At 61.5% G+C, this 11668-nt stretch carries 10 protein-coding genes; 5 read left to right on the forward strand and 5 right to left on the reverse strand.

Annotation, left to right across the window (positions count from 1 at the left end):
- Positions 1 to 152 precede the first annotated feature (152 nt).
- From cphA to X750_RS140360, 3 genes are read left to right on the forward strand one after another with little or no spacing between them, the layout of a single operon-like run.
- Positions 153 to 3038, forward strand: a complete 2886-nt coding sequence (cphA, locus tag X750_RS140370; protein ID WP_245271905.1) for a cyanophycin synthetase — start codon at positions 153 to 155, stop codon at positions 3036 to 3038.
- Complete coding sequence (locus X750_RS140365; RefSeq protein WP_023696172.1) at positions 3038 to 3937, forward strand: isoaspartyl peptidase/L-asparaginase family protein; 900 nt, start codon at positions 3038 to 3040, stop codon at positions 3935 to 3937. The genes cphA and X750_RS140365 overlap by 1 nt, the downstream gene beginning before the upstream one ends.
- A complete protein-coding gene (locus X750_RS140360) occupies positions 3934 to 4758 on the forward strand; it encodes a cyanophycinase (RefSeq protein ID WP_023710470.1) in 825 nt (274 codons plus the stop codon). Before X750_RS140365 ends, X750_RS140360 begins: the two co-directional genes overlap by 4 nt.
- A 194-nt stretch (positions 4759 to 4952) precedes the next feature.
- Here X750_RS140360 and X750_RS140355 read toward each other — a convergent pair whose 3' ends face one another.
- Together X750_RS140355 and X750_RS1000000165015 are read right to left on the reverse strand one after the other, a co-directional pair.
- Positions 4953 to 5450, reverse strand: a complete 498-nt coding sequence (locus X750_RS140355) for a hydrolase (protein ID WP_023738740.1) — start codon at positions 5448 to 5450, stop codon at positions 4953 to 4955.
- Between the two features lie 39 nt (positions 5451 to 5489).
- Positions 5490 to 5660 carry a hypothetical protein gene (locus tag X750_RS1000000165015; protein WP_023672674.1) on the reverse strand — a complete coding sequence of 57 codons (171 nt, stop codon included), beginning with the start codon at positions 5658 to 5660 and terminating at the stop codon, positions 5490 to 5492.
- Between the two features lie 913 nt (positions 5661 to 6573).
- On the opposite strand from X750_RS1000000165015, the gene X750_RS140350 reads away from it, so the two are divergent.
- Positions 6574 to 7398 carry an SIR2 family protein gene (locus X750_RS140350; RefSeq protein WP_023736591.1) on the forward strand — a complete coding sequence of 275 codons (825 nt, stop codon included), beginning with the start codon at positions 6574 to 6576 and terminating at the stop codon, positions 7396 to 7398.
- Between the two features lie 128 nt (positions 7399 to 7526).
- Here the strand turns inward: X750_RS140350 and X750_RS140345 are convergent, their stop codons facing one another.
- From X750_RS140345 to X750_RS140340, 3 genes are all read right to left on the reverse strand, one after another.
- Positions 7527 to 8594: a M20/M25/M40 family metallo-hydrolase gene (locus tag X750_RS140345; RefSeq protein ID WP_023696168.1), complete on the reverse strand. Its 1068-nt coding sequence runs from the start codon at positions 8592 to 8594 to the stop codon at positions 7527 to 7529.
- Positions 8595 to 8641: 47 nt separating this feature from the next.
- Positions 8642 to 9070 carry a GFA family protein gene (locus tag X750_RS0133570; RefSeq protein WP_050587750.1) on the reverse strand — a complete coding sequence of 143 codons (429 nt, stop codon included), beginning with the start codon at positions 9068 to 9070 and terminating at the stop codon, positions 8642 to 8644.
- Positions 9071 to 9138: 68 nt separating this feature from the next.
- Positions 9139 to 9750 carry an ATP-dependent Clp protease proteolytic subunit gene (locus tag X750_RS140340; RefSeq protein ID WP_023672669.1) on the reverse strand — a complete coding sequence of 204 codons (612 nt, stop codon included), beginning with the start codon at positions 9748 to 9750 and terminating at the stop codon, positions 9139 to 9141.
- Positions 9751 to 10195: 445 nt separating this feature from the next.
- On the opposite strand from X750_RS140340, the gene X750_RS140335 reads away from it, so the two are divergent.
- The gene (locus tag X750_RS140335; RefSeq protein WP_023707500.1) at positions 10196 to 11596 is read left to right on the forward strand and encodes a Do family serine endopeptidase; all 1401 of its coding nucleotides are present in this window, start codon (positions 10196 to 10198) and stop codon (positions 11594 to 11596) included.
- Positions 11597 to 11668 lie beyond the last annotated feature (72 nt).

Raw genomic sequence — 11668 nt, forward strand, 5'->3', positions numbered from 1 at the left:
AGCCGGGCACTAGCTCAACAGCCGCGGTGTGCCCGGCGAATGCTTGTGAAGAGGAGCGAATGCCTGGCCCGCCTCGTCCCGAGAGATAAGTAGCCCTCAGAACAGCGACCGCACGTGGCCGAGATGACCAGAGGGTGTTCTTGCGCCAACATATGTTAACGGCCACTTTTGTTTCTCTCTCCTGCAAAAATATTTGGGCTGAAAGGCCGGGAACTAACCGATCCTCCGGATGTTGCGGAGTTAGTCAGGAGAAACGGACTATGTCGGACAAAGAAATTCATCGGGGCGCCTCGCGTTTTCGCCCAATCCGCGTCGTGGACGCCCGCGTGTTTCGCGGGCCGCACCTCTATAGTATGACGCCAATGGTCCAGATTCGGATCGACCTCGGAGCCCTTGAGGCGTTCCCGACAGACAAACTGCCCGGGTTTTCCGAACAAATCGTCCGACTGTTGCCCGGCCTTGTGGGCCATGGCTGCAGCTATGGCGCCGCCGGCGGCTTCGTCCGCCGCATGCAGGAAGGAACCTGGCTCGGCCACGTCGTCGAGCATGTCGCCCTGGAACTGCAGGGCATGCTCGGTCACCGAGTAACACGAGGAAAGACACGGTCGGTCAAAGGCAGTCCCGGCACTTACAACGTCATGTTCGCCTACAAGGATGAGCTTGTCGGGCTGCTCGCCGGACGCGTCGCGCTCGAACTGGTGGACAGCCTGCTGCCGGCCAATCTGCATGGTGTCGAGGGGCTCGGCGACATTGCGGAAACGCAGGGGCCATTCGAGTTCGCAGCCAGGCTGCAGCAGCTCAAGCTTCTGGCCGCCGAGCGTGCCTTGGGGCCTACGACTGCTTCCTTGGTGCGCGAGGCCGAGAGGCGAGGCATTCCGGCGGCGCGGATCGACGACAGCAGCCTCGTGCTGTTTGGTCACGGAAAGCATCAGAAGCGGATCCGCGCCAGTTGCAGCGACCTCACTTCCGAGATTGCGACCGAGATCGCCTCGGACAAGGACCTGACCAAATTCCTGCTGCAACAGGCCGGCCTGCCGGTGCCACGCGGGGAACTGGTGCGATCGGCGCAGGACGCGGTCGCGGCAGCCACACGGCTGGGCTACCCCGTGGTCACCAAACCACTCGATGGCAATCATGGAAGCGGCGTCAACATCGGTCTGGCAACAGAAGACGAGGTCCGCTGGGGCTTCGAACAGGCGCGAGAACACAGCCGCAGCGTTATAGTCGAGCAGCATTTCGTCGGCTCGGACCACAGGATCCTGGTGATCGGCGGAAAGGTGGTGGCGCTCGCCGAGAGGGTTCCGGCCCATGTGGTCGGCGATGGCCGGAGTTCTGTCGCCGAGCTCGTCGAGGAGACGAACCGCGACCCACGAAGGGGAGAGGGCCATTCCTCGGTGTTGACCCGCATCGAGATCGACGAATGTGTCGAGCATTTCCTGTCAAAATCGCAGCTCACCCTGGCGAGCGTTCCAGCGCCGGGTCAAATGGTGCTCTTGCGGCCCACCGCCAATCTCTCCACCGGTGGGACCGCGATCGACCGAACGGAAGAAATCCATCCCGAAAACGCGCTGATCGCCAGGCGGGCGGCACAGATCGTCGGCCTCGACATTGCCGGGATCGACTTCGTCTGTCCCGACATCTCACGGCCGGTGAGCGAAACCGGCGGCGGCATCATAGAGGTGAATGCCGGTCCTGGCTTTCGCATGCATCTCGAACCCTCGTCGGGGCGCGCCCGCAACGTCGCACGGCCCGTGCTCGATCTTCTCTTCAAAGGCGGCAAGGACGGCCGGATTCCGATCTTCGCGATCACGGGAACCAACGGCAAGTCGACCACTGCCCGGATGCTGGCGCACATCCTGCAGGCGAATGGGGCAACCGTCGGGCTCACCTCCACCACCGGCGTCTACTTGAACGGCGAGCGGATCATGACAGGGGACTGCTCCGGTCCGCAGAGCGCCAGGATCGTGCTGCGCGAGCCGGGTGTCGATGTCGCGGTGCTGGAATGTGCGCGCGGCGGCATCCTGCGCGAAGGGCTTGCCTTCGATGCATGCGATGTTGGCGCGGTTCTGAACGTCCACGGCGACCATCTCGGGCTGAGGGGCATCGACACGATCGAGGACCTGGCGGAGGTGAAATCGGTCGTGGTCGAGTCCGTCCGCCGCGGCGGATGGAGCATTCTTAATGCCGACGACGTCCACACGTCCGCAATGTCGCGAGATGCCGGCGGCAGGATCTGCTACTTCTCGCTGGCGAGCAGGAGCGAGTGGCCCGGTTTCTTGCGCAGCCACCTGGCGGAAGGCGGCCGCGCCGTGACGCGGGAGCCCAGCAGCGACGGCTGGGACATTTTCATCCACGAGGATGGGGAATCGATGTTCCTGATGAGCGTCGACGAAATTCCCGCGACCTTCGAGGGTTCGGCCGAATTCAACGTTGCCAACAGCCTGGCAGCCGTCGCCATGGCGCATTGCCACGACGTTCCGGCGGCAACGATCCGGGCGGCGCTGGCGGAGTTTGGCACCTCGTTCGAGCAATCTCCCGGTCGCCTCAACGTCTTCGACGGGCATGGTTTCCGCACGATCGTCGACTATGCGCACAATCCGGAGGGGCTGAGGGCGCTCGGAAAGCTCGTTTCCCACATGAGGCGCGGCTATCAGCGCACGATCGGCCTGGTCGCCATACCGGGCGACCGCCGCGATTGCGACATCCGCGAGATGGGCGCGATCGCTTCGCGGATATTCGACGTCATCGTCTTCAAGGAGGATGAGCAGGAGCTGCGCGGCCGAGCCCCCGGAGCGATCGCCGGCTTGCTGCGGGAAGGTGCCTTGAACGCCGGCTGCGCCCCAGGCCGCATTCACGCCGTCTGTCCCGAGAAGGAGGCCGTCGACGTGTGTCTCCGGCTTGCACGGGAAAACGACCTTGTCGTGCTGACCGTCGACGACGTTGAAGCCGTGTGGCGGCAAGTAACCGGCTTCGGAGGCGCGACGCCTTCGAGGGGAGGGCCCGATCAGACCCATATTCGCCATCTGAGGGCTGGCTGATGTGGTCGCTGATCCTGCACGGCGGCGCCAAGGAGATCGATCCGCAAGAGGAGGAGGCGCATCGCAACGGATGCATCGAGGCGCTCGAGGCAGGTCGGGCCGTCCTGGCCGGCGGCGGAACGGCGGTCGATGCCGTGGAAGCTGCCGGTCGCGTCCTCGAGGCCGACCCGACATTCAATGCGGGATATGGAAGTGCCCTCAATTCGGACGGCGAGGTCGAGATGTGCGCTGGCCTGATGGAGGGCAGGGACTTCAATGTAGGTGCCGTCGCAGTGATCAAGGGCGTGCGCCATCCAATCAGTGTCGCGAAGGCCATGCTGCATGAGGAGCCGATCCTGCTGGCGTCGGAGGGGGCCCGGCGTTTCGCCGCCGACAAGCAGCTGGAGCTTTGCGATCCGGCGGATTTGATCACGCCGCAGCAGCGCGACGTCTCCAGCAAGTCGGAGGCGAAGGATACGATCGGTGTGGTTGCCCTGGATCAGTACGGGGACATCGCCGTGGGCACTTCGACCGGCGGACTGGACGGCAGTGCTCCGGGTCGTGTGGGGGATTCTCCGCAACCCGGTTGCGGCTACTATGCCGACAACCAATTGGGAGCCGTCGCCTTCTCGGGAGACGGTGAGCATATTGCGCGAAAGGCTCTCGCGGCCCGTGTCATGCAGGCACTCTCGGCGCGGCAGGCATTGTCCTCGGGGCAGGCTGAAGGCGGCCTGGAGCAGGTGCTGAATCCCGCGCTCAAGGAAGTCGAGGCGATCGGCGGCGAAGCCGGAGCCATCGTGCTTACCGCGACCGGCGTGTCTGGATGGGCGCATAACAGCAGGGAGTTCGCAGTCGCATTCATGACCAGCGAGGACAACCACCCACACGTTTTCCTGCGCAAGAAAGACGTGGACAAATGACCGACAAGAAGAAAAAACGATCCTCGAACGGTAAAGCCGGAACGCTCGTCATCATCGGCGGCCACGAGGACCATGATGGCGATCGTGTCATCTTGAAGGAGGTGGCGAGCCTGGTTCCGAACGGCCGCCTGGTGCTTGCCACCATCGCGTCTCATGAGCCGGATGGCTATCTCGAGAAGTATCAGAGGTCCTTCGGTGAACTGGGCATCAAGGATGTCATCGAGCTCTACGTCAACGACCGCCTCGAGGCAGCTCATGAAAAGAAAATAAGTGCGCTTGCAGACGTGAGCGCGGTGTTCTTCTCCGGCGGCGACCAGCTCCGCATCACCAGCCAGATCGGCGACACGCCCATCGACGAGCGGGTGCACGAAATCTATGAAGCCGGAGGCGTCATTGCCGGCACCTCCGCGGGCGCGTCGGTCATGAGCGACACGATGATGGTGAAGGGGCCGAACGCAGCGTCCTTTCGGATCGGCCACATTCGCATGGCGCCGGGACTGGGCCTGCTGCCGAACGTCATTATCGACCAGCACTTTGCGGAACGTGGCCGCATTGGGCGGCTCATCGGGGCGGTGTCGCAGAACCCGCGCGTCCTCGGCATCGGCATTGATGAAGACACCGCGATCGTGGTGAAGGGCGAGATGTTCAAGGTCATTGGCAGCGGCGCTGTCTATCTGGTCGACGCAGCCGGCGTGACCCATTCCAACATCGCGGAAGGTGAGCCTGATGCCGCCCTTTCGATTCATGATCTGAGGGTTCACGTGCTGAGCTCAGGCGATGCGTTCGATCTCGCGCTGCGACGGCCGGTGGGGCTTCCGTAAGACTTCGCCGCACTCAAGCTGATGGTGTGGCGCGGTCCGCGTACCGCGAAAACCGTATATGAGGCAGTTCTCCTATTTGAAGCCGCCCAACCAGGATTGTCGCGTTGTGGCAGGCCCGGCAGGATTACAGACGGCCTCTCGTCGGCTCGAATCCCGCAAAGCTGAGACCTTCGCTAGCCCGGCGTTCTGCCGGGCTAACCCCGCCGGCGACTGGCCTGAATGGCAGCAAAGGTTACCGGACGAAACCCCCATGCGTCGACGCCGACATCATGCTGGCGCGTCATCGGCTTCAGACGACCGTGCGAATGACCGTGCAGATTTACCGATCTCTTGCCGATCTGGTTCCAGGTGCGAAAAGGATAGTGACACAGAACCAGCAAGCGGCCCTCGACAAGAAGCTCCATGTAGTGGTGCACGCTCGCCCAGGCCGGGTCGCCAATGGTGGCGGCGCTGTCATTGTTGCCAATAATCAGGTGCTTGGACCCGTTAAGAGACGACAGCAGTGAAGACACGGTCTCGGCTGGACCCTTGGCGAAATCGCCGAGGTGCCAGACCTCGTCGTTCGGGCCAACCGTTTCGTTCCAAAACGCAACCAGCGCCTGGTCATGCTCGACCAACGAGGCGAAGGGACGCCGGTCGAGGCGCAGAATGCGCGGATCGTTGAAATGCGTATCGGAAGTGAAGAAGATCATGCGCCGCGGCCGGCTGCGATGCGCGATTGGCGGTCGCCTCTAACTGCCGGAGCGCTCTTCGGCTTCATCATCGATCCCGATCGGGGCTTCCCTGAGCATCTTGAGTGCCTCTTCCTTCGTAAGGCCGCACTTGCGCGCGAAGTAGAGCGCCTCGATCGCCTTTTCGCGATCCGCCGTGGATTTTGCGTGCTGTTTGGGCTTTTTGCCCATCGTTCTCTGCCACCTTCCGAGGCCACCAAACCATCACAGTGCCGCGTTGTTCCCGTGCATGGGCTGACCTGCCGGACTGCGCGAATGCCGATGTCGCCGACACCGCGCGAGCCCCAGACAGCGCGTATATCAGCCGGCTCGCGACAACGGCGGAGCGACTCCAACCCCGACAGCGTGAATTCAAACGAAAGCCCGCGCCGTGGGAGGGGCCGGCGCGGGCGATCGGGCTACCGATCTTGCAGCGCGGGGGTCGACCGCTGCATGGCTCGAACTGTGCAAGCGGGCATTTGTTCCGGGCCGCATGCAAAGCATCGGCGTTTCATTGCATCCTGGGGGACACAACCAGCATTTCGCTTCAGTCCTCCGCCGATGTGGGAGGATGAATACCGCCTTGCGCTAATTCGTCCGCCCTGGACACGAAACCAACCGCGCATTGAGCGCGTAGCTTCGGCGATTTAAAACACCTACACTGGAATATTTCCGGGCGCATGGAACATCTCCGGTCGTTGATGTTTAGGCCGGAATGACGATGATCTCTGTTCTTACAATGATTTACTCTCTCGCCATCTTTATCGGCGCGAAGCGGCGCAACCTCTTGGTGAATGCGAAACTCGATAGAGCTTTGCGCAATATGGCTGGCGCAGAACTGAATCATCGTGGCCAGTAAACCGCAACAGCGCCGGTTCCAGTTCACAGCCAGTGTCCTCGCAGCCGCTACCTCGGTTCGGGTGGCAAGCGGCTCGGCAGGACTGCAAGGGCCGCCCCCTCTGGGCTGGCTGGTGCGTGGTCGATCCGATTTAGTCGATGGGGGCGGAGCACGCTGGCTCGAATTGGGGAGCCACGTCCACGATCCCCGCACCGGGGCACGCACCTTTAGGTCCGGCCCACGCGAGTGGCTTCGGAGGACCTATCCATGAACGATGATGATCCTATAAATTCGCTCGCCAATGCAATTCGTCATCGCAGCGCAATTTTGTTTGTGGGGGCGGGGGTATCGATCAGCGTCGGACTTCCGTCTTGGGAGAAGCTCATCGAGCGAATGGCAAAGGAGCTCGGCGTCGACGATGAATTTTCCACGCGACGCGATCGTTTTCAGACCTTGGCCGAATACTATCGGATCAAGCATGGCAGCATCGGACCACTTCGCAGTTGGATGGACAGAAACTGGTCTGTCGCCAAGGAACGGATCGAGAAATCGGAATTGCACCGTCTCATCGTGACGCTCGATTTTCCCGTGATCTATACGACGAACTATGACCGGAACCTGGAACTCGCTTTTGAAATCCACGGTCGAGAGTACGTGAAAGTGGCCAACGCACGGCACGTTGCGCAGGCCCGTCGAGGCGTAACGCACATCGTGAAATTTCACGGCGACTTTGACGAGGACTCTTCCCTTGTCCTCACCGAAACCGACTATCTTGACCGCCTGTCCTTCAATTCTCCCCTTGATGTCCGCTTTCGTTCCGATGCTCTCGGCAGCACGATCCTGTTCATTGGCTATAGCCTCTCCGATCCAAACATCAGGCTGCTGTTGCACCGGCTTTGGCAGACCTGGCACCGGTCTGGATATGAGAAAGATCGTCCCCCTTCGTTCATATTCATGCCCAGCCGCAACCCTGTGGAGGAGGCCGTGCTTGGGCGCTGGGGTATTTCGGTGCTCGTTGGCGCAGGTAATGATCCTGAAGCCGGTCTGACGGACTTCCTCAGGCGTTTGGTGGAAGCGGTGGCGGTGACCTGAGGCGCGCTCTCTGGTGGACTGCAGTCGGGTTTTCCCAGGTGCGCGGTGACCGACGCACCAGACGGTAGCCGACAGGCGCCAGATCGGCGACTGTTGGAGCCACGACTTCCACAATCAATCCCGCCGCCTCATCTTGGCGTGAAGTCGATCTCCGGCGTCAATTGCCGGCAATATGCACAAACCAGGTCAATCGTCGTTTGCACATCATCCAGGCAAACAACTTCCGACGGGGTATGCATGTAACGCAAAGGCACGGAGAGCACCCCACTTGCGACGCCGCCTCGGTTCTGCTGCATGACACGCGCGTCGGTAGGGCTTGAGCTGCCCACCGCCTGAAGCTGATAAGGTAGGCCCTCTTTCTCGGCCACCGACTTCAGCAGATTGAACACCACCGGGTTGGTGTTCGCGCCTTGAGTGATTGCCGGCCCTTTCCCAAGGTCCAGTTTGCCCTGATCCTCGGCGCGAGCGCGCGGATAGTCCATCGCCACGCCCATATCGATTGCGAGGCCGGTTCGAGGTGCGATGTTGAACGCCGAGGTCATCGCGCCTCGGGAACCGATTTCCTCTTGAACCGTACCCAGGATATAGAGCCCCACGCCGGGGTGAACGCCTCCCTCCTCGGAGAGGCAGCGCAGGACCTCGGCGCCGATGAGGAGGCCAACCTTGTTGTCGAACGCTCGTCCGACAGCAAGGTTGGCCTGTAGCGCCGCAAACTCGCCGTGGATAGTGACCGCGCTGCCGACCTCTACGACCTTCAACGCTTCCTCTCGCGAACTCGCGCCGATATCGATCCATAGTTCCATCAGCGAGGGAGTTTGAGACGTGTCAGAGGCTTTGAAGGTCTGGATTGCTTTGCGACCTACGACGCCCAGGATCGGCTCCTTGCCGTGCACCCAGACACGCTGGCCGATTTCAGTGGCAACGTCCGTTCCACCTATGGTGCTGAAGAAAAGAAAGCCGTCATCGTCGATGTAATGGACGATGAAGCCGACCTCATCCATGTGCCCGGCATACATGAAGCGCATAGACGCCTCAGGATTGATGATCGCCGTGACATTGCCCATGACGTCCGTCGTCAACCTGTGGGCATAGGGACGAACATACTCGCGGAAAAGCTCCGCTACGGGTTGCTCAAAGCCGCTCGGCGACGGGGTCGCCACAATTTCCTTCAAGAACTTGAGTGATTCATCGCGCATCAAGCTGACTTTCACGGTTCACGGGGTGGAGGGCCATTCGAGCATGGTCATACTCGTCGGGCTTCGCGCCAATTTTGGCCTTCTTCGGTGCGATCGCCCGCGAATTGGTCAGCCCAAGGCAGGTTGTGGAGCCAGGCTTCGCGCCGGGGGGTCCAAAGCTCGTATGTCGGGAGAAGGTCGTTTGGCGCATCGTCGAGAGTGCCGGTCATGATCTCGGCTTCGTCGTCGCGGAGATTCACCACGCGCGACCCGCATGCCGGACAAAAACCTCTGCCGTTGAACGCCGCAAGCTCGCCCTTGCACTGGTAAGCCGACCGCGGCCACACGGCAAAGGCACTGTAGGTGCTGCCGCTGGTTCGCTTGCAATCCTGGCAATGACACAAGCCAACGCGCAACGGCGCGCCGGTAACAACATACCTCACAGACCCGCAAAGACAGCCGCCGGTCCGCTCTATCTTGTCAACCTCGTCGTTCATGGTCGCCGCCGACATGAGTGAGGGAAGCGTGTTGGACTCCGCTCTGCCGTTTGCATCGAGGCATCAAGTTAATGGGCAATGTCTTCAACAAGGCCTAGCTCCAAAGCTCTTGCTGCCATCAGGTAGCAGCTGTTCAGGGCATGGTCGCGCAGCTCTTCCAGCGATGTTCGAGAACCTTGGACGAGATCGGCGAACCCTTCATTCTCGAGTCGCTCTGCCGTTTCCAACAGCGCAAGTTGTTCGCGAACGATCTGAAGACAGCTTCGAATTGGTCCATTCAGAACCAAGTCTTTCTCAAGCCTTCTTTCATGAATCAGCAGGACTGCTTGCGGGCAAAGGAACCTGCAGGCTTTCGGGAAAGCGGCAAGGACCGTTACCCCGGCAGAGTAAACCGTATTCTTGCCAATGATGTAGCCGTTGCGGCCCGAGTGTTTCAGAAAAAGTTTGAACTCTAGAGCTAGACGTCGCGCGCCGTCGGCGTCGCCTCCGGGCGTGTCGATTTCAACGTAGAGATCGTCTTCCCCGGAACGCACGGCTTTCAAATCGTCCAAGGCTTTGGTGACGACAGTGTCATCAATCAAGCCGTGTATACGCAAGTTTGGATCGAACAAAAGCCGGTGAAGGTCTGGAGCGGGCGGCGGGGAGACGGTGTGTTCGGCTGACTGGGGCAACAGGTCCATATAGGCATCCTCATTATGGGGGCCGAACTTAGTTGGTACCCTTTTGTTCCCTTGAGGGAGTTCGAGCGGTGGTGATCACAGCCGCGTCTCTCGGCGGCTGTGGAGCTCCCTCTTTCATTGCAGATCCTTTTCGCACCAGGCCCGGTAGAGGCACCTCAGCCGCTAGGTTGGCTCCATCGGCATATCGGGCATTTGCCGGAGCTGACGCAGTCGCTTTGCTGATTTCTGCCACGTCCGGGACCAGTCCTGTGGACGGTTGAACTCAACGGCCTCAATGGTTCCCGGCTGCTGCCTTCCGGACCCCCGCGGTCGGGCTATTTTTCCTGGCCGTGCCATTTTTCCGGGGGGCTGAAACAAACAGCTTTGTTGGCAGTTCTAGCGTCCGGAGCACCGGCTCCGCGCGGCGCGGCCGAGCGGCCGGGGCTGTCCGGCAGGAGGTCCAGCAATGTCTCACGATATGCAAAGACGATTTGCAACGCGCTTGATCGCGGTTGCGCTGATGCTCTCGGCCAGTGGCGTGGCGCCTGTCCTGGCCCAGGATACCCCGACCGACTTCACAGCGATCATCCAGCAGAAATTGCCGGCCGTGGTCGCGATCACGACCCGGGAGGTTGTCCAGGACCAGACGACGGCGGGCGACTTTACAAGTCCGTTCGACGGCCAGGGCCTCGGACCCGTTCAGCCGCAGGTGAGGGAGGCGCTTGGCTCCGGATTTGTGATCAGTGCCGACGGCTACATCGTCACCAACAACCATGTCGTTGCCGATGCGACAGAGATCCATGTCGTATTTTCCGACAAGGAAACGGCGCCGGCGCAATTGGTCGGCCGTGACCCCGCCACCGATATAGCGGTGCTGAAGGTCGACCCGCGGCCCAACATGACCACGACCAAATGGGGTGACTCGGATGCAATGCAGCCGGGCGCATGGACAATCGCGATCGGCAGTCCCTTCGGGCTCGGAGGGACTGTCACTGTCGGCGTTCTTTCGGCCCGCTCGCGAGACATTCAAGCCGGGCCGTATGACGATTTTCTCCAGACGGACGCGTCGATCAATCGAGGCAACTCGGGCGGTCCGCTGTTCAACGCACGTGGCGAGGTGATCGGCGTCAACACCGCCATCGTCTCGCCGTCCGGCGGCAGCATCGGGATCGGGTTTGCGGTGCCATCGCGCACCGCCCAAAGCATCGCCGACCAGTTGATCAGAACCGGCCGGATCGAGCGTGGCTTCATCGGGGTCCGCCTGCAGGACATCACGCCGTCGCTGGCTGAGGCCCTCGGGATGAAAGATGACAAGGGCGCGCTGGTTGCTTCGGTCGAGCCCGGCAGCCCGGCGGAGAAAGCCGGCTTGAAGCCGGGTGACGTGATCACCCGGTTCAACGGCAAGGGCATTGAGGGTGTCCATGACCTCACGCTTGCGACGGCTAGCCAGAAGCCTGGCAGCAAGGCCACTCTGACACGGAGTAACGGCGGAAAGGACCAGGAGATCGCGCTTGTCATCGGTGAGCGCAAGGATGCGGAGGTGAAGACCGGCGCTGTTCCCGACAAGAAGTCGGCGGCCGAAGGCCTCGGCCTATCCCTCAGCCCGATTCCGGATCAGGCGCGTCAGCAGCTAGGCATCAAATCAGGAACAACCGGCGTCTTCGTCGTGGAAGTGGTTCCCGATGGCCTTGCCGCCCGGAGCGGATTGCAGCCCGGCGATGTCATCATATCGGCCAACAATCGCCGCGTGACGGAGCCTTCGGATATCGTCGAGGAGTGGGCGAACTCTCGCCGGCAGAGCAAGCCCATCCTGTTTCGGCTGGAAAGGCAGGGGCAGTCCGTGTTCGTGGCGGTCGCCGGGAAATGACCGTCTCCAGGACGGCCATGTGACTGCACCAGGATCCGCTTGCGGATCCTGCTCCAAGGGTGTCGGACCCCA

Origin of the sequence: Mesorhizobium sp. LNJC391B00, assembly GCF_000502535.1 — a bacterium.
GTDB lineage: Bacteria > Pseudomonadota > Alphaproteobacteria > Rhizobiales > Rhizobiaceae > Mesorhizobium.

What these genes read in the sequence shown, in the direction of transcription:
- X750_RS140355 (WP_023738740.1), bottom strand. Translation starts at nt 5,450, where the DNA reads ATGATCTTCTTCACTTCCGATACGCATTTCAACGATCCGCGCATTCTG.
- X750_RS140365 (WP_023696172.1), top strand. Translation starts at nt 3,038, where the DNA reads ATGTGGTCGCTGATCCTGCACGGCGGCGCCAAGGAGATCGATCCGCAA.
- X750_RS1000000165015 (WP_023672674.1), bottom strand. Translation starts at nt 5,660, where the DNA reads ATGGGCAAAAAGCCCAAACAGCACGCAAAATCCACGGCGGATCGCGAA.
- cphA (WP_245271905.1), top strand. Translation starts at nt 153, where the DNA reads ATGTTAACGGCCACTTTTGTTTCTCTCTCCTGCAAAAATATTTGGGCT.
- X750_RS140345 (WP_023696168.1), bottom strand. Translation starts at nt 8,594, where the DNA reads ATGCGCGATGAATCACTCAAGTTCTTGAAGGAAATTGTGGCGACCCCG.
- X750_RS140360 (WP_023710470.1), top strand. Translation starts at nt 3,934, where the DNA reads ATGACCGACAAGAAGAAAAAACGATCCTCGAACGGTAAAGCCGGAACG.
- X750_RS140335 (WP_023707500.1), top strand. Translation starts at nt 10,196, where the DNA reads ATGTCTCACGATATGCAAAGACGATTTGCAACGCGCTTGATCGCGGTT.
- X750_RS0133570 (WP_050587750.1), bottom strand. Translation starts at nt 9,070, where the DNA reads ATGAACGACGAGGTTGACAAGATAGAGCGGACCGGCGGCTGTCTTTGC.
- X750_RS140340 (WP_023672669.1), bottom strand. Translation starts at nt 9,750, where the DNA reads ATGGACCTGTTGCCCCAGTCAGCCGAACACACCGTCTCCCCGCCGCCC.
- X750_RS140350 (WP_023736591.1), top strand. Translation starts at nt 6,574, where the DNA reads ATGAACGATGATGATCCTATAAATTCGCTCGCCAATGCAATTCGTCAT.